20 protein-coding genes and 1 other annotated feature are annotated in these 18,222 nt (G+C 42.6%); all 20 genes read left to right on the plus strand.

The genetic code is table 11. The features are described 5' to 3' along the window. Positions 1–7: 7 nt before the first annotated feature. The gene (locus FED51_RS07485; RefSeq protein ID WP_041820434.1) at positions 8–751 is read left to right on the plus strand and encodes a DUF502 domain-containing protein; all 744 of its coding nucleotides are present in this window, start codon (positions 8–10) and stop codon (positions 749–751) included. Beyond that, positions 751–1,149 (plus strand): cytidine deaminase, encoded by a 399-nt coding sequence (locus tag FED51_RS07490; RefSeq protein ID WP_010897531.1) that lies wholly within the window; start codon positions 751–753, stop codon positions 1,147–1,149. Before FED51_RS07485 ends, FED51_RS07490 begins: the two co-directional genes overlap by 1 nt. After that, complete coding sequence (gene era / locus FED51_RS07495) at positions 1,142–2,056, plus strand: GTPase Era (protein WP_053431522.1); 915 nt, start codon at positions 1,142–1,144, stop codon at positions 2,054–2,056. The genes FED51_RS07490 and era overlap by 8 nt, the downstream gene beginning before the upstream one ends. A gap of 231 nt (positions 2,057–2,287) precedes the next feature. Further along, positions 2,288–2,437 carry a YqzL family protein gene (locus FED51_RS07500; protein ID WP_010897533.1) on the plus strand — a complete coding sequence of 50 codons (150 nt, stop codon included), beginning with the start codon at positions 2,288–2,290 and terminating at the stop codon, positions 2,435–2,437. A gap of 35 nt (positions 2,438–2,472) precedes the next feature. After that, positions 2,473–3,237 (plus strand): DNA repair protein RecO, encoded by a 765-nt coding sequence (gene recO, locus FED51_RS07505; RefSeq protein WP_053431521.1) that lies wholly within the window; start codon positions 2,473–2,475, stop codon positions 3,235–3,237. 47 nt (positions 3,238–3,284) lie between these two features. After that, positions 3,285–3,467: a binding site (T-box leader), on the plus strand. A gap of 144 nt (positions 3,468–3,611) precedes the next feature. Then, on the plus strand, positions 3,612–4,505 hold the full coding sequence (glyQ, locus tag FED51_RS07510) for a glycine--tRNA ligase subunit alpha (protein ID WP_010897535.1): 894 nt from the start codon (positions 3,612–3,614) through the stop codon (positions 4,503–4,505). Continuing rightward, positions 4,492–6,573, plus strand: coding sequence for a glycine--tRNA ligase subunit beta (gene glyS / locus FED51_RS07515; RefSeq protein ID WP_053431520.1), 2,082 nt, complete (start codon positions 4,492–4,494; stop codon positions 6,571–6,573). Before glyQ ends, glyS begins: the two co-directional genes overlap by 14 nt. 89 nt (positions 6,574–6,662) lie before the next feature. Then, positions 6,663–7,316, plus strand: a complete 654-nt coding sequence (gene ccpN / locus FED51_RS07520) for a transcriptional regulator CcpN (RefSeq protein WP_050768964.1) — start codon at positions 6,663–6,665, stop codon at positions 7,314–7,316. Between the two features lie 23 nt (positions 7,317–7,339). Next, positions 7,340–8,152: a pyruvate, water dikinase regulatory protein gene (locus FED51_RS07525; RefSeq protein ID WP_010897538.1), complete on the plus strand. Its 813-nt coding sequence runs from the start codon at positions 7,340–7,342 to the stop codon at positions 8,150–8,152. A 308-nt stretch (positions 8,153–8,460) separates the two neighbouring features. Beyond that, positions 8,461–8,934, plus strand: a complete 474-nt coding sequence (locus FED51_RS07530; protein WP_010897539.1) for a YaiI/YqxD family protein — start codon at positions 8,461–8,463, stop codon at positions 8,932–8,934. Positions 8,935–8,990: 56 nt separating this feature from the next. Next, positions 8,991–10,790, plus strand: a complete 1,800-nt coding sequence (gene dnaG / locus FED51_RS07535) for a DNA primase (RefSeq protein WP_053431519.1) — start codon at positions 8,991–8,993, stop codon at positions 10,788–10,790. Positions 10,791–10,828: 38 nt separating this feature from the next. Further along, on the plus strand, positions 10,829–11,947 hold the full coding sequence (gene rpoD, locus FED51_RS07540; RefSeq protein ID WP_010897541.1) for an RNA polymerase sigma factor RpoD: 1,119 nt from the start codon (positions 10,829–10,831) through the stop codon (positions 11,945–11,947). 223 nt (positions 11,948–12,170) lie between these two features. After that, on the plus strand, positions 12,171–12,701 hold the full coding sequence (locus FED51_RS07545; protein WP_010897542.1) for a hypothetical protein: 531 nt from the start codon (positions 12,171–12,173) through the stop codon (positions 12,699–12,701). Between the two features lie 145 nt (positions 12,702–12,846). Continuing rightward, the gene (gene cccA, locus FED51_RS07550) at positions 12,847–13,221 is read left to right on the plus strand and encodes a cytochrome c550 (protein WP_010897543.1); all 375 of its coding nucleotides are present in this window, start codon (positions 12,847–12,849) and stop codon (positions 13,219–13,221) included. 60 nt (positions 13,222–13,281) lie between these two features. Further along, positions 13,282–13,989: a tRNA (adenine(22)-N(1))-methyltransferase gene (locus FED51_RS07555; protein WP_053431518.1), complete on the plus strand. Its 708-nt coding sequence runs from the start codon at positions 13,282–13,284 to the stop codon at positions 13,987–13,989. Then, entirely contained in the window at positions 13,986–15,104 is a 1,119-nt protein-coding gene (locus FED51_RS07560; protein ID WP_053431517.1) for a Nif3-like dinuclear metal center hexameric protein, read from the plus strand. Before FED51_RS07555 ends, FED51_RS07560 begins: the two co-directional genes overlap by 4 nt. Positions 15,105–15,229: 125 nt before the next feature. Further along, a complete protein-coding gene (locus tag FED51_RS07565) occupies positions 15,230–15,835 on the plus strand; it encodes a TetR/AcrR family transcriptional regulator (RefSeq protein WP_053431516.1) in 606 nt (201 codons plus the stop codon). Positions 15,836–15,840: 5 nt separating this feature from the next. Beyond that, positions 15,841–16,704 (plus strand): ABC transporter ATP-binding protein, encoded by an 864-nt coding sequence (locus FED51_RS07570; protein ID WP_233443884.1) that lies wholly within the window; start codon positions 15,841–15,843, stop codon positions 16,702–16,704. Beyond that, on the plus strand, positions 16,697–17,404 hold the full coding sequence (locus FED51_RS07575; protein WP_053431514.1) for a fluoroquinolone export ABC transporter permease subunit: 708 nt from the start codon (positions 16,697–16,699) through the stop codon (positions 17,402–17,404). Before FED51_RS07570 ends, FED51_RS07575 begins: the two co-directional genes overlap by 8 nt. Further along, complete coding sequence (locus FED51_RS07580) at positions 17,401–18,111, plus strand: hypothetical protein (protein WP_053431513.1); 711 nt, start codon at positions 17,401–17,403, stop codon at positions 18,109–18,111. Before FED51_RS07575 ends, FED51_RS07580 begins: the two co-directional genes overlap by 4 nt. The last annotated feature ends 111 nt before the right edge of the window (positions 18,112–18,222 follow it).

The following is an 18,222-nucleotide window of genomic DNA, read 5'->3' on the forward strand; positions in this document are numbered from 1 at the left end:
GAACAAAATGTGGAAAAGGTTTCAAAAAAACATCATCGCAGGGGTTATCTTCCTTCTACCTGCCATTGCAACAATTTACGTGATCGTGTTTTTATTTGGATTGATTGATTCTTTCCTAGGATCATTCATAACCGATGTGCTTCGTGGGTTAAATATTATCACGGTAGAAGAAGGTCGAATCTATTTTTTGGGTGTCTATACTCCATTTTCTGAACGGCTGTTGGGCATCGGATTTATTTTAACGATTATGCTGATTGCGTGGATCGGTTCAATGCGGCTACGTGGACAAGGACATCGAACCTTTAGTCGGATTGATCAAGCGTTTCGAAAAATTCCAATCGCAAACTCGATCTATACTTCAGTAGAGCAAATCATTCATGCGTTTGCACAGGAACGGACATCGTTTCAAAATGTAGTGCTTGTTGAATATCCGCGAAAAGGTCTGTATACCGTAGGCTTTCAAACAGGAGAATCAAAAGGCGAAGTGCAACGAGTAACGTCAAAAGATTGCATCAATGTGTTTTTACCGACGACCCCTAATCCAACTTCTGGATGGCTTGTCCTCATTCCGAAAGAGGATGTCATTCATTTAAACATGACGGTCGAGCAAGGATTAAAGTTTATTATCTCTGGTGGTGTGGTTGTGCCGCCAGATCCCGAGGAAATGTTGGAACGAGAGCATCTCGAAACGTATTATGATGAAAAGAAAATGATGGTTCGGGTGCGATCAAAAAGAGGAGATGAATCATAATGGATCGACAAATGTTAATTAAAGAAGCCATTCAAGCGAGAGAAGGAGCGTATGTTCCTTATTCCCGCTTTCAAGTAGGAGCAGCCCTACTCATGAAGGACGGCTCCGTTATTCGCGGGGCAAACATCGAAAATGCATCCTATGGTTTGACGAACTGTGCTGAACGAACAGCGCTGTTTAAAGCTTACTCTGAAGGACGTCGAGATGTGGTGGCAATTGCAGTTGTTGCCGATACGAAACGACCCGTTCCTCCTTGTGGAGCCTGTCGTCAAGTCATGGCTGAGCTATGTCCTGCTGATACAAAAGTTTACTTAGGAAATTTACAAGGGGACATTCAAGAAATAACGGTTTCTGAACTATTGCCAGGAGCCTTTACTGCGGAGGATATGAATGATTAATCAGAAAGAAGGATTCAAATCAGGCTTTGTTTCCATCATCGGCCGCCCAAATGTTGGAAAGTCTACACTGTTAAATCATGTAATCGGTCAAAAAATTGCGATCATGTCAGACAAGCCGCAAACGACCCGCAATAAAATCCAGGGCGTTTATACGTCAGAAGACTCGCAAATTGTGTTTATTGATACACCAGGGATTCATAAACCAAAGCATAAATTGGGCGATTTTATGATGAAGGTTGCACAAAACACGCTTAAAGAAGTGGATCTTATTTTGTACGTGGTTGATGGGGCAGAGGCATTCGGTCCAGGTGAGGAATTTATCATTGAACGGTTAAAAGAAGCGAAAACCCCAGTCATTCTTGTGATCAATAAAATTGATAAAGTTCATCCAGATGATTTGCTGAGCTTAATTGAAACCTATCGTCATAAGCATGAATTTGAAGAGGTCGTGCCGGTCTCGGCATTACAAGGAAATAATGTGCCAACTTTACTGTCAGAAATCACTAAGCATTTAAGTGAAGGACCGCAATATTATCCGAGTGATCAAGTAACAGATCATCCGGAACGCTTCGTCATTGCTGAGTTAATTCGTGAGAAAGTGCTTCACCTTACACGAGAAGAGATTCCCCATTCCATCGCTGTTGTCATTGAACAAATCAAACGGCGACAGCATCAAGATACGGTCTATATCGGGGCAACGATCGTTGTGGAACGTTCTTCTCAAAAAGGAATCATTATTGGAAAACAAGGAAAGATGCTGAAGGAAGTCGGACAGCAAGCACGTGCGGATATTGAGGCATTACTCGGATCCAAAGTATTTCTCGAACTTTGGGTAAAAGTGCAAAAAGATTGGCGTAATAAACCGCAGCATCTTCGTGACTACGGTTTTCGCGAAGACGAATATTAATGTATGATTGCAACGTGCAAGAAAATGTCACACACTCTTTACAATGGCTGGGGGAACAGCCATTGTTTTTTTTGCTAGAAACGTTTAAGATATAGAATAAGAAGAAATATATGACAAAACAAAAAAGTCAAGGTGATTCAACTAGTAAATATTCCATCTTATCTTTTTGTTAAAGCGGGTCAATCTATGCTTAGAACGTTTAAGTCTTTCTATAGGAAGGTGGAATCTGAAGTGCTCGATTTATCTTGGAAAGTATTTGAGAAGACTGGTAATGTGGATACGTATCTTTTGATCAAGGAAATAGAGCGTGCATCAGATCAGCAAAGTCAAATGGAAGACCTTGAACTTGTAATAGAGGAACAAGATAGTCCTACTCATTAACGTTGTTAGTTGATCGTGTTAAAGTGGTGAAGAACATGTTTCACAAAGCAGAAGGCATCGTCATTCGCACGGTTGATTATGGTGAATCCAACAAAATTGTCACCGTGTTTACGAGAGAATATGGAAAAATTGCTTTAATGGCTCGAGGGGCCAAACGTCCGAAAAGCCGGCTAACCGCAGTCACTCAATTATTTACGTATGGCATGATGATGTTTCAAAAAAATGCAGGACTTGGAACATTAACGCAAGGTGAAATTATACAATCTTTTCGGGAGGTTCGAAATGATCTGTTTCGAGCCTCCTACGTCTCTTATGTTACGGATCTAACAAACAAATTAACCGAAGATGAAAAGAGAAACCCTTACTTATTTGAGTTGTTGTATCAGACGATTCATTATATGAACGAAGGGATGGATCCAGACGTATTAACGCGAATTTTTGAAGTGAAAATGTTCACAGTCGCTGGCATAAAGCCAGAGCTGGATCAATGTGTGTCATGTGGATCGACGGATGTTCCAGTAGGTTTCTCCATAAAAGAAGCGGGCTTTTTGTGTAAACGATGTATTGAGAAAGACCCACATGCGTATAAAATTACAGCTCAAGTAGCCAAGCTACTACGTTTGTTTTATCATTTCGATTTGCAGCGGCTTGGAACCATCTCGTTGAAGCCGGAAACGAAGGCGACTCTCAAAACCATCATCCATCAATATTACGATGAATATTCAGGCTTACACTTAAAATCGAGACGATTTTTAGACCAGTTGGAATCAATGGGCTTTCACGACCAATCTACGGATTGACAGAACAGAAAAAGTTAAGTATGATTCAAAGTACCAAAATGTTATATTTCAATGCTATGACGGAGAACAGTACTTGATTCCTTTTACATAAAAGCGAACCTAGGATGGTGAGAGCTAGGGATGTAAACATCAAGGAAGGCACTCTTGAGCATGAACGATGAAAAGAAAGTGGCCTATGGTGTCATCATAGGCAAATAGGGTGGAACCGCGGGTTAACTCTCGTCCCTATGCCGTCCGTTCGGCATAGAGGCGGGAGTTTTTTGTACTTTAAGTGAAACTTTTGTTCAGGAGGAAAGAAAGGCAACGGCTTTCACTAAAGGTTTGACGCGCCGATTTCGAACGGTGGTCTATATGAAAAGGAGGAGCTTGAACAGATGAATGTGCAGACAATGATTTTAACGCTGCAAGAGTACTGGTCAAAACAAAACTGTATTTTGTTGCAGGCGTATGATACGGAAAAAGGGGCAGGTACGATGAGTCCATACACGATGCTCAGAACGATTGGACCCGAGCCTTGGAACGTCGCCTATGTGGAACCATCCCGTCGTCCAGCAGACGGACGGTATGGTGAAAACCCAAACCGATTGTATCAACACCATCAATTTCAAGTGATCATGAAGCCATCGCCAACGAATATTCAGGAGCTTTATCTTGACAGTTTGCGGGCACTTGGAATTAATCCACTTGAGCATGATATCCGCTTTGTAGAAGACAACTGGGAGAATCCATCCCTCGGATGTGCTGGTCTCGGCTGGGAAGTGTGGCTTGACGGTATGGAAATTACTCAATTTACGTATTTTCAACAAGTGGGAGGTCTTGAGGCGAATCCTGTTTCGGCTGAAATTACGTACGGTTTGGAGAGGTTAGCTTCCTATATTCAAGACAAGGAAAACGTTTTTGACCTTGAGTGGGTAGAAGGTTTCACGTATGGCGATATTTTTACTCAGCCAGAGTACGAGCACTCTAAATATACGTTTGAGGTATCAGATTCCGCGATGCTGTTTGAGCTGTTTAGTACGTATGAGAAAGAAGCGGATCGTGCCCTTGAGGAGAATCTCGTATTTCCGGCATACGACTACGTCTTAAAATGCTCGCATACCTTCAATCTTCTTGATGCCCGTGGTGCAATTTCTGTTACCGAACGGACAGGCTACATCGGGCGTGTGCGAAATTTAGCGCGTAAGTGTGCAAAGAAATATTACGAAGAACGAGAAAAGCTAGGATTTCCTATGCTGAAAAACAAGGAGGCCGATCATGAGCAAGCGTGATTTTCTGTTAGAAATCGGACTGGAAGAATTACCTGCTCGCTTTGTTTCAGATGGAGAGAAGCAACTAGCGGATAAAGTGGAGTCGTTTTTAAAGGAGCAGCGGATTTCATTTGAACAAATATCCTCATTTTCCACGCCCCGCAGGTTAGCGGTTCTTGTTATTGGTTTGGCTGAGAAACAAGCAGATGTAGAAGAAGAAAGCCGTGGACCAGCCAAAAAAATCGCCTTGGACGAAAGTGGAAACTGGACAAAAGCCGCTCAAGGATTTGCTCGAGGCCAAGGAGTCTCTGTTGATGATTTATATATACAAGAAGTGAAAGGGACGGAATATATTTTTGCGAAAAAATTTGTCGCTGGTCAAGAGACTGCTTCTCTGCTTCCAGAACTAAAGGAGCTTATTACAAGCTTACACTTTCCTAAAAATATGCGCTGGCATACATACAGCTTGCGATATGCCCGTCCAATTCAATGGCTTGTTGCATTATACGGACAGGAAGTTATTCCTTTTGAAATAACGGGTGTAGCTGCTGGTCTAGAGACCGCTGGGCATCGATTTTTAGGAGAAAATGTCACGATCGATGAGCCAACTTTATATAAGGAAAAGCTCCTACAGCAATACGTTATGGCTGATAGTGAGGAGCGAAAAAAAGCGATTCGTCATCAAATTCAATCGATAATGGAAGAAAAGGATTGGGTAATTCCAATTGATGAGGATTTACTCGATGAGGTAACGAACCTAGTGGAGTACCCAACCGCCTTATTTGGGCGCTTTGACGAGGCATTTTTATCTTTACCAAACGAAGTACTCATTACATCGATGCGTGAACACCAACGCTACTTTCCGGTGAAAAATCAAGCCGGTGAACTGCTTCCATATTTTGTGACGATACGAAACGGGGATCACCGACACCTTGAAAATGTCGTAAAAGGAAACGAAAAAGTGCTACGGGCTCGCCTATCAGATGCAGCATTTTTCTATGGAGAAGACCAAAAATTAAACATCGACGAAGCAAACAAGCGACTCGATCAAATCGTCTATCATGAAGAGTTAGGCTCGATAGGTGATAAAGTAAAACGGGTTAAGGTGCTTGCCGCTTCGATTGCGGAGAAGCTGGGTGTAACGAGTCAAACTTTACAAGCGATCAACCGAGTAGCAGAAATTTGCAAGTTTGACCTTGTGACACAAATGGTCGGTGAATTCCCTGAATTACAAGGACGAATGGGCGAAGTCTATGCAGAGATTGCCGGTGAACCACCAGAAGTAGCAAAAGGGATCGTTGAGCATTATTTGCCGCGATTTGCAGGAGATCAATCACCGAGCAGTGTCCAGGGAACGGTGGTAAGCTTAGCGGATAAGCTCGATACGATTGCAGCATGTTTCGGAATTGGTTTAATTCCTACTGGCTCTCAAGATCCTTATGCTTTACGGCGCCAAGCAGCTGGTGTTGTTCAAATTTTACTAGATCATGAGTTGGATTTAGATGTGGATGAGCTTTTGCTTGAGACAGTTGAGCAGTTACAGGAAAAAGAGCTGTTAACTGTACCTGAAAGCGAAGTTGTGAAGCAATTACGTGAATTTTTTGCCCTGCGTGTGAAAACAAAATTACAAGACGAGGGAGTTCGGTACGACTTAACAGATGCTGTACTAGCCTCAGGAATTTCCAATGTTCCAGTTGTTTTCAAGAAAGCGAAGCTATTGGTCAGTAAAGTAAATACGCCTGAGTTTAAAGAGCTTGTGGAAGGCCTTAGCCGTGTCACGAACATCGCAGGTAAAGCAGAAAAAAATGTGGCTATCAATCCGGACCTGTTTGAAAAAGAAGAGGAGCGGGTATTGTATGAGGCCTATGTGCAAACAAAAGATCTTGTCCAAGGGGCTTTAGCAAGTGGGGATGTCTCTGCAGCTTATGCTGCGCTTGAACAGACGATTGAGCCGATTCACCAATACTTTGAGCACGTGATGGTGATGGTTGATGAGCAGGTAATAAAGGAAAATCGGTTAGCCTTAATGCATGCTTTTGCCGGTGTGATTGGCTCTTACGCTAACTTTCAAGAAATAGTGTTTAAATAAGCTTTTTTCGATGCCAACCGATGATAAATCGTATATAATAATAAAGTTAATGTATAACACATTTAGAACTGTTCTGGTCAAAGTGTGTGATGAAGGCGGTGAGACCAATCGAATTAACGAATCGTCAAGAACACATCTTAGCTATCGTAAAAGAAAATGGCCCCATTACGGGAGAACAAATTGCCGAACGTCTATCGTTAACAAGGGCGACGCTTCGCCCTGACTTGGCGATCTTGACAATGGCCGGTTTCCTTGATGCTCGCCCGAGAGTCGGTTACTTCTATACTGGGAAAACAGGCTCACAGTTGTTAACAGACAAAGTGAGAAACATTCAGGTGCAGGACTATCAATCAAGACCTGTCGTTGTCCAAGACTCATCATCCGTTTATGATGCGATCTGCACCATGTTTCTTGAAGATGTGGGGACGCTCTTTGTCGTGGACAAGCATTCAACACTTGTCGGCGTACTCTCCCGAAAAGATTTGCTCAGAGCAAGTCTAGGAAAGCAATCACTTGAGACCATTCCAGTAAGTATCATTATGACGCGAATGCCGAACATAACCATTTGCAAAAAAGACGATTTTATCATTGAAGTGGCTAAGAAGCTTATTGATAAACAAATTGACGGGATTCCGGTCGTACGGGAAGTCGAACGGGGGTCAGGTTTTGAAGTGGTCGGTCGAGTAACAAAAACGAACATCACCTCCCTTCTCGTTGATTTGTCAAACGATGAAATCATATAGCCCTGGGAGACAAGGAGGTCGTGATGGAACTAGGTAAACAGCGCCCTGTAGTCTATGTTGTATCAGACTCGGTAGGCGAAACAGCAGAGTTAGTTGTAAAAGCGGCTGCTAGTCAATTTAGCGGTGCAGGTATTGAAGTGCGGCGAATTCCATATGTAGAGGATAAGGAGACGGTCGATGAAGTTATCCAGCTTGCCAAACAAGCGGATGCCATCATTGCCTTTACATTAGTAGTCCCTGGTATTCGGACGTATCTGCTTGAGAAAGCGACGGAAGCAAAGGTCGAGACAGTCGATATTATCGGACCTATGCTTGAGAAAATTAGCAGCCTGACGAAGGAAGAGCCAAGATATGAACCAGGGATCGTCTACCGATTGGATGAAGATTATTTCCGAAAAGTGGAGGCGATTGAGTTCGCTGTGAAATACGATGACGGACGAGATCCTAGGGGAATTGTCCGCGCTGACCTTGTATTAATTGGCGTTTCGCGCACATCAAAAACCCCGTTGTCCCAATATTTAGCCCACAAGCGTTTGAAAGTGGCGAATGTGCCATTAGTTCCTGAAGTAGAGCCTCCTGAGGAGCTATTTAAGCTTTCGCCGAAAAAAGTCATCGGATTAAAAATTAGTCCAGAGCAACTCAATGGTATTCGAGCGGAACGGTTAAAAACGTTAGGATTAAAATCGCAAGCCAACTATGCGAACATTGATCGGATCAAAGAAGAACTTGCTTACGCAGAAGGAATTATGAAACGAATTGGTTGCCCAGTTATCGATGTGTCGAACAAAGCAGTTGAAGAAACAGCTAATTTGATTTCAAGCATGTTCCAAAAATAACGAAGCAGGTTTTTGTCTCTTTTGAAACGGGAAAGGGGATTGTACCTCTTTCCTTTTTCGAGTGATTTTTTCGATCGCCACACTGGTCATTTTTATAAAAAACAAGTATAATAAAAAATTGTGATTTTACATGTATACAGAGGCTGATATTAAGGAATAAATCGAAGAGAGAACAAATAAATTGGAAATGTCAAGACTTTTATTTTTAATTTTGGAAAAGATAGTGAGGCAACTGTTATATTTTCGACAAACTTCGCCGGTTTTATTTGCTAGCAGGAATCATTCATGCGTTGTAGAATAAGGAATGTATGAAAAATGAGGATTCTACGCAAATCTTTGAAGTTTTTGTCGATGCAGACTCTTGTCCAGTAAAAGACGAAATTGAATTAGTGGCTGAATCGTATAAGGTCAAGGTTACTTTTGTTTCATCGTATGCTCACAATATGACCGTTGGTCCAACTTCGAAGGTGGTGATGGTCGATGCGGAGCGAGAGGCAGTGGACTTATACATTGCTAACCATATTAAAAAGAAAGATGTTTGTGTCACACATGATTATGGGCTCGCCTCCTTACTACTGACAAAAGGGGCAACGGTTATCTCGCCTCGGGGTCAAATGTTTGACCATACGATTATTGACTCGCTTTTAGCCCAGCGTCATCAATCACAAAAGGATCGAAGGGCAGGAAAGAAAACAAAAGGACCACGAGCGTACTTGAAGGGGGATCGAGAAAGGTTTATTCAGCAGTTTGAGAAGATTTTATCGAATCGAGCAGGAATTTAGCAAAAAAACTCGAATGATAACACTCGTTAGGAACAAGTTAGGCTTGGTGATGACTGATGAATCAACGAATTCCCCAAGAAACCATAGAGGAAATTAGGCGGAGTGTAGACATTCTTGATGTCATAGGCGAATATGTACAACTTAAGAAACAGGGGCGAAATTATATCGGACTTTGCCCGTTTCATGGGGAAAATACACCGTCTTTCTCCGTTTCTCCAGATAAGCAGCTGTACCACTGTTTTGGCTGTGGAGCGGGGGGGAATGCGTTTACTTTTCTCGAACAAATTGAAGGGTTCACGTTCGTAGAGGCGGTAGAAACACTAGCTAAGCGTGCGAATGTTGTATTGCCTGAAAGGGTGTCTCCAAGTGTAAAACAGAATCGTGATGAGGAATTGCTGATTTCGATTCAAGAGTTTGCTGCCAAGTTTTTTCATCATGTGCTCATGCTGACGGAGGAAGGAAAGGCGGGTCGCACGTATTTAGAAAGGCGCGGGTTTACAAAAGAGCAAATTGAACACTTTCAGATCGGGTTTGCTCCCCCGCATTGGGACGCACTAACCAACGTATTAGCAAAGCGTGACGTGGACTTAAAAAAAGCTGGTGAAAGCGGCCTTCTCGTTGAACGGGAATCTGACGGAAAACGATATGATCGCTTTCGTAACCGAGTGATCTTTCCGATTCGAAATGGAAAAGGAAAGATTGTAGCGTTTGGGGGACGAACGCTCGGAGACGACAAACCAAAGTATTTAAATAGTCCTGAGTCGCCAATTTTTCAAAAGGGAAAGTTACTATACGGCTTCTATCAGGCAAGGCCAGCAATAAGGAAAGAAAATGAGGCGGTTCTATTTGAAGGGTACGTAGATGTGATCGCAGCATGGAAGGCCGGAGTAACCAATGGAGTAGCGACACTCGGTACCTCTCTCACGGAAGAGCAAGCGAGGATGATCAGGCGGAATGCAGAAACGGTGATTATTTGTAACGACGGCGATGCTGCTGGTGCAGAGGCCACGTTTCGCTCGGCTGATCTTTTGCAACAGGAAGGCTGCCATGTAAAAGTGGCAATGATCCCAGATGGACTTGACCCCGATGACTATATCCAAAAATATGGCGCTGAACGATTTAAAAAGGATGTAATAGGGGAAAGCTTAACATTAATGAAATTTAAGATGAAGTATTTTCGAATGGGACGCAATTTGCAAAATGAAGGGGAACGAATCCTTTATATCGAAGAGATCATTAAAGAAATTGCGAAGCTTTCGAAAGCTGTGGAACGAGACCACTATCTACGCCAATTGGCCGAAGAATTTTCCCTTTCGCTTGATGCGTTAAAGCAAGAACAGTATCGAATATACCGTGAGATGAAACGCCAGAATCAAGTAAGTCAAGGGAAGACGAACACGGTTCGGCAAAAGAAGCACGACTTCGAGCAAAAGCGTCTTTTACCAGCTTATCAAAACGCTGAACGGATCCTACTCGCACATATGATGCGAAACGTGAGTGTGGCAGAAACCGTTCAGGAACGACTCGGTGGACGGTTTAACGTTGATCATTATCAAGCGATCGTTGCTCATTTATTCGCTTACTATGCAGAAGGGTTCGAGCCAGATCCAAGTACCTTTATTCAGCGCCTTGAAGATCAAGAGCTTATTCGAGTCGCTACGGGACTGGCCATGCTTGAGATTAATGAAGAAATAAACGATCAAGAGTTAAATGACTATATTGAAAAAATTGAGATGTACCCGAAATGGTTAGAGCTTCAACAAATAGAAAGTGCATTAAAGAAGGAAACAGATCCAGTCCTTTATGCAACGCGAAAGCAAGAATTAATCAATATGAAGAAGCAACTTAAGCTGTGAGGGTCGCCTAGTTGTAAAGAATGGAAGGAGGGGATCGAATGGCAGAGAAACCGTTACGCCCATTGGCAGAAGGTGAACTTTCCATCGATCAAGTAAAGGAACAATTGGTGGAGTTAGGGAAAAAGCGTGGCGTTCTCACTTATGCTGAGATCACGGAAAAGCTAGCTCCATACGATCAAGACTCAGACCAAATGGACGAGTTTTTTGAGTATCTAGGTGAACAGGGGGTCGAGATTTTAAACGATAATGAAGAGGTTCCAAGCTTGCAACAAGTAGAGAAGGAAGAAGAGGAGTTTGACTTAAACGACTTGAGTGTACCTCCAGGTGTTAAGATTAACGATCCTGTTCGCATGTATTTGAAGGAAATTGGTCGTGTCCCGCTATTAACGGCCGAAGAAGAAATTGAACTAGCTACGCGAATTGAGCAGGGAGATGAAGAAGCGAAGCGTCGCTTAGCTGAAGCGAACTTACGTCTCGTTGTTAGTATCGCCAAACGTTACGTCGGTCGTGGCATGCTGTTTCTTGACCTTATTCAAGAAGGTAACATGGGACTAATTAAAGCGGTAGAAAAATTTGATTATAACAAGGGCTTTAAGTTCAGTACGTACGCTACATGGTGGATCAGACAAGCAATTACACGCGCAATTGCCGACCAAGCACGGACGATCCGTATCCCGGTCCATATGGTGGAAACGATCAATAAGTTAATACGTGTTCAGCGTCAGCTTCTCCAGGATCTAGGTCGTGAGCCATCTCCTGAGGAAGTTGCGGAAGAGATGGATTTAACACCTGAGAAAGTTCGAGAGATTCTTAAAATCGCTCAGGAGCCTGTTTCGCTCGAGACTCCGATAGGCGAAGAGGATGATTCTCACCTAGGAGATTTTATTGAAGATCAAGATGCGTTAGCTCCTTCAGATGCGGCTGCTTATGAGTTATTAAAAGAGCAGCTAGAAGATGTTCTTGACACGTTGACTGATCGTGAAGAAAATGTTCTTCGCCTTCGCTTTGGGCTTGATGATGGGCGCACACGTACGTTAGAAGAAGTAGGGAAGGTCTTTGGCGTCACTCGAGAGCGCATCCGCCAAATTGAGGCGAAAGCGTTACGTAAACTTAGACACCCAAGCCGTAGTAAACGGTTGAAGGACTTCTTAGAATAAATGTGTGGGGACCCCCTCTTTCCTTTCGGGGTTCCTTTTTTACACTTTAAGAAAAGTTAACTTTTGTAAGATATAAGAAAAGCACCAGCTTTCGCTACAGGATTTGGCGACAAGCCTCGTTTTTTCTAGTAAGCGATTGATTCATTAAAAAAGTATAGGGCGTAAGATAAGTCAAGTTTCTCAATTAAAGGCTTGTCCTTCATGGATCATCCAGGAGGGGAAAATGGACGAAAAACGTAAGGAAATCATTATTCGAGAGCTTCAATACTGGAAGCAATCGAAGCTTTTGCCGTCCCATTACTGTGATTATCTCCTATCCCTCTATACAGAAGGAGAATATGATCATAAGGATCAAGGAGCAGGGAAAGCGGTTTGGAAGCAGGTCAGATGGTTCGTTGCCATTATGTTGTTTGTTTTTTCAATTCTTGTCATTTATTTTACTAATTTTTCAAGCTATATGCAAATCGGATTTGCTTCCTTTTCAGTAGCTATTATATGGTTAATTGCTTTTAAATCAAAGGTTTATAACATCATCATGGTACAATTTACCTATTTTTTAGCGGCGATATTACTATTTGTTGTCACAGTAGAGACAATGTATCTCCTTCCCTATACGTCCAAGCTGTGGGTAGGGGCAGTCATTTTTAGTCATTGTCTTATATGGCTTGCATATGGCTGGAGACAGAAGCTTTTCTATTTTCTCATCGCTGGAGGGGCTGGCTTCATCCTTCTCGTTTTTATCATGATTACTTGAAAAAAGATTGACAAATTGCGCAAAAATGAGGGAAGCCCTTTCCTCGCAAGGAGTTTTCCGTTAAAATGAATTAGGACATCTTTGCGTTTTGTCTACATACGATGCGACGTGTGATTGACTGACTTTGAAAAGGAGGACATAGTTCATGAAGGGTAGACCGTTACTTCCATTTGCCATTATCGCAGTTGTGGGCATCCTTCTCATGATTTCCATTTCGATCATTGGCTTGAATCAACGAGCAGCAATGGACGAGGAAGGCGAAGGGGCAGATACAGAAGAAGTTGTAGAATTTGATGATCCAGTTGAAGCTGGGGAGCAGATTGTGAATCAGTCATGTATTGGCTGTCACGGTGGTGACCTAAGCGGTGGAGCCGGTCCGGCGCTGACAGGTCTAGAAGGAAAGTATAGTGCAGAAGAAATCGCCGATATTGTTCAAAACGGTAAAGGTGCGATGCCAGCCATGCCACACGATGATGCAGAGGCAGATGCGATCGCTCAATATTTACTTTCCATTGAGTAAAAAATGAAGCGGGGGAGCTATTTCCCTCGCTTTTCTACATAAAGAAAAGGTGAACAATGTATGAATGTTGAACAACTATCTGAACGATTAACACGAGTTGCTTCCTTTGTTCCAGCAGGTGCGAGACTCGCTGACATTGGATCGGACCATGCTTATTTGCCGTGTTATCTTTGTTTAAAAGGAGTAGTCGAGTTTGCGATTGCAGGTGAGGTAAATGAAGGGCCTTATCAATCTGCTGTGGAGCAAGTGCAAAAGGTGAACTTGGGACATGTAATATCTGTACGTAAAGGTGATGGCTTAGCCGTTATTCGTGCAGACGATCAAATTGATACGGTTACGATTGCTGGCATGGGAGGAACGCTCATTTCTACCATTTTAGAAGAGGGGAAGAGAAACCTTCAAACGGTTCGCCGGTTAATCTTACAGCCAAATGTCCATGCGAAAGCGATTCGGCAGTGGTTATCAGACAACGGCTGGAGGTTGCAGGCAGAAGCGATTTTAGAAGAAGATGAAAAAATTTACGAATTGTTGATCGCGGAAAGAGGCTCGGATGAAGATCTATATGTGAGTAAAGAGTTAGACTTGCTCGTAGGTCCTTATTTACGAAAAGAGCGAAATGCAGCGTTTCAGAAAAAATGGACGGGGGAATTAACAAGTTGGAAGCGTGTTTTGTCGCAATTGAATAAGGCAAAACCTTCCGAGGAATTGGAAGCGAAAAAGATCGAGCTCCAGAAAAACATTTCACTCATCGAGGAGGTTTTACGATGAAAATAGCCAATGGACAAACGGTGATTCAGCTATTTGAACGTTGGTCCCCTAAATCCCTTGCGGTGGAAGGGGATAAAAATGGCGTTCTAATCGGAACGCTCAATAAACCGATTCAATGTGTGTTAACAGCGTTGGATGTGACGGAATCTGTTATTGATGAGGCCATTGAACTAGGGGCAGAGCTCATTTTAGCTCACCATCCAATCATTTTTCGTCCGTTATCCTCGATCCGCACGGATACAGCATATGGGCGTATCATTGAGAAGGCAATTAAGCATGATCTGACTATCTATGCCGCACATACGAATTTAGATATTACGAAAGGCGGAGTCAATGATTTAATGGCCGATGCGCTTGGGCTAAAAGACATAGAGGTGTTGGCTCCAACTACTACAGAGTCCCTTTATAAACTAGTGGTGTTTGTCCCACACACACATACGGATCAAGTTCGCGAGGCTCTTGGACGTGCGGGAGCTGGACATATCGGAAATTATAGTTACTGCACATTTAATTCAAAAGGAACAGGAACTTTCAAACCAGAGGAAGGGACGAACCCGTTTATCGGAAAACAAGGTGCTTTAGAGTTTGTAGAGGAGCTCAAAATAGAAACGATCGTCACAGAAGGGCAAAAGAACAAAGTTGTGGCAGCGATGATCAAATCTCATCCGTATGAAGAGCCTGCCTATGACCTTTATCCTCTTGCGAACGAAGGGGAAACGCTCGGCTTAGGGCGAATTGGTTATTTACACGAGAGCATGACACTAGAGGAGTTTGCAAAGCAAGTAAAGAAAGCCTTTGATGTACCAACAGCAAGGGTCGTCGGTTCTTTAGAGACGCAAATTCGAAAAGTGGCCGTTCTTGGCGGTGACGGGAATAAATATATGGCTCATGCATTGCGGAAAGGAGCCGATGTCATCGTTACTGGAGATGTATACTATCACGTAGCTCATGACGCGTTAATGGACGGTTTAAACATCGTCGATCCGGGGCACAATGTAGAAAAAATTATGAAGCAGGGTGTAAAGGAAAAGCTAGAAAAGCTTCTTAAGGATAAGAAATATGATACAGAAGTCGTTGCTTCTTCGGTTCATACAGATCCATTTACGTTTATTTAAAGGTAGGTGCTCATCGAGTAGATGGGCGCTTTTTTTTATAAATTTGCAATTGACAGTTGAAAAATAAGAGCATAATATGGATTTATGACTAAATTATTTATTAAGTCATAAATGGAGGTGAGAAAATGACACCACGTGGGTTTACGGAAGAAGAAAAAAAACAGATAGCGCAACGGTTAAAGGATAGTGCACGAAAGAGGTTAGAAAACGATTCGTTGAAACAGATCAAGGTGGAAGAGCTTACAAAGGATGCAGGCATTTCAAAAGGGGCCTTTTATCAATTCTTCGCTTCAAAAGAACTTTTATTTTTTGACATCTTTGAAGAACTTAGCAGAACTTTTCAAGCGCATTTTCTTCGTGTTTATTCCACAGATTCCGGCATGAAGCCAGCTGCTTTACGTTTAAAGCAAGCGTTGTTGGCAGGACATGAATGGGTGAAAGAAAATCCTGCGATGCAACGCTTCACAAACGAAGACTTTATGTATTTAGCTCGTAAATTACCGACAGAGCGGATCATACAACATCAGCAACAAGATATGTTGTTTTTTCAAACATTTGCGAAACAAGAACAGCTTCAAAAGGAATGTCCACAATTTCGTGCAGAGCATCTTCAAGATGTGATGCATGCGATCTTTTTGTTGCATTTGCAAAAAGATACCTTCCAAGGAGGCTTTGAATTGGTCATAAAGGCGCTTGTTACAGGCTTTATCGATGAACTGACAGGAGGGTGAAGAGTTTGAATACTATTGTGGTCGAACAAGTGAATTATACGTACCCGTCACGGAAAAAACGAGTTCTTCAAGACATCAGCTTTTTCGTAAAGCAGGGGGAAATATTCGGTCTATTAGGCCCTTCTGGTGCTGGGAAAAGCACATTGCAGAAAATGATGATTGGGCTCGTGAAAGGATTTCAAGGGAAGATCGATGTTTTAGGTTATTCTTTACACAATCCCCCTTCAGCCTATTATGAACAAATTGGCGTCGGTTTTGAATTACCAGCTCTTTATAGCAAATTAACGGCACGAGAAAATTTACGCTTTTTTCGCTCGCTGTACCAAGGAATGACGCTTGACGAAGAACAGCTACTTAAAAAAGTTGGACTTGAAACTGCCGCAGACCAGAAGGTTCGCGATTTTTCAAAAGGAATGAAGATGCGATTAAATTTATGTCGTGCATTAATCCACAAGCCTGAGATTCTCTTTTTAGATGAGCCTACATCAGGTCTAGATCCTGTGTATGCAGCACAAATGAAAAAAATAATACAAGATCAAAAACAAAATGGGACCACTGTACTGTTAACGACCCATAATATGACACTCGCTGAACAAATTTGTGACCGGGTCGGATTTATTTTGAATGGCCGCCTCATATCTGTCGGCCACCCAGCGGATTTAAGGGCAGCATTAGCAAGAGGGGATGTCCACTACTGGGTAAAAGGGGAGGAAGAAAAACGGGTGGTATCACTAAAAAGGTTAGCTAAGGATGAGCGTTTTTTGCAAGCACTCCAACATAACAACGTCACGAGCATCAAGACAGTGGAGCCGACGTTGGAGGATGCGTTTATTCACATCGTCACTCAAGATGGTGGTCAAGGTGGTTAACGTTTACAACAGCTTTAAATGGGATGTACGGATTCAGTGGAGAAGCGGGATTTATTGGATTTACTTCGTCATTTCGTGTTTTTATTTGTTTATTCTCTCATTTGTTCCTAGTGAATGGATAATGGGAGTTAAGCTATTTGTTCTGTTTTCCGATCCTAGCACATTGGGCTTCTTTTTTATTGGTGCTCTCTATTTATTTGAGAAAAATGAACGAGTGCTCTCTGCTTTATTCGTTACACCTGTTAAGCTCTCTCATTACGTATGGGGAAAAGCGGGCTCGTTAACGATGCTAACGATTTTGTCGGGTTGTATGATCACGTTATTCTCACCGCAGCCTGCTGTTCACCTAATCTATTTCTTAGTGGCACTCCTTGTAAGTGGGTTATTTTATTCCTTTGTCGGTTTGAGCGTAGCGGTTACTGCCATGTCCATTCAAGACTATTTTTTAAAAGCCGGTTTGATCGGGCCTATCTTTTTCTTACCGTTTATCGATTTTCTCTTTCCAATAGGAGGCTGGTGGCAATATGTATGGCCGACAAAGCCGTTTTTGACCTTATTTGAATACGGATTAGGCGGGGCAGTTCCTTTGTTCGAAAGCATGTTAAGTGTCGTATTAGCACTCTTCTGGGTAATGACCGCGCAGCGTCTGGCCCTCGCTCGTTTAACAAAAAGTTTTGAGTCAGGAGAGGTTGTATCATGAGACGTGTGTTAACGTTGGCTTTAAGAGACTCAAAATTATTGGCGAGAGATCCATTAGTTGCGTTATCGATCATCGCACCGCTACTATTAACAATTGTCACTCGGCTTGGATTGAATCCATTTATACGTTGGCTCGACGGGCAAGCATGGTTCACTGGTCAGCTCGATATCGTAAAAGGTGTAATCATTGGGTTTTCAATCGGACTAATTCCCTTTTTAATCGGGGCGTTAATCGGGCTCATGATCCTTGATGAACAAGATGAACATGTTTTGCAAGTTTTATTTACAAGCCCGCTAAAACGAAGTGGCTACTTTTTCTATCGATTAACAGCCCCGATGATCGCTGGGTTTGGGTTTGTCTTATTTTTTGTCGTTTTTGGAGCAAATGAATTGCTTTCGCCCCACACATTGTTGATCAGCCTTCTCGTCGCTGGACAAATCCCATTGTTTACATTGGCGCTAATTGCAATCGCTAGAAGTAAAGTTCAAGGACTAGTGATTGTTAAAGGGGTAGGACTTATCCAATTTAGCCCCGTTATATTGCTGTTTTCTTCAGACCTAGCTTCCTGGCTTAGCTCTGTCTTTCCAGCCTATTGGCATACACGTTACTTCCTATCGAACGATCTGTCCCATGCTCTTTATGCTTTCGGATGTCAAAGTGTGTTTGGGATGCTTCTATACATCTTATATGCTCGAAGGGTTCCTTAACGTGCACCGTTTTTATTTCTTAATTACTAATGGAGGCGGCCTCCCTAACCTTTAAGAGCTTATTGGAGCAATTGGAGAACTTACCTCGTAACGATGAATAGCAAAAAAACG

The sequence above is a fragment of the Halalkalibacterium halodurans genome (genome assembly GCF_005671335.1).
Lineage (GTDB): Bacteria > Bacillota > Bacilli > Bacillales > Bacillaceae_D > Halalkalibacterium > Halalkalibacterium halodurans.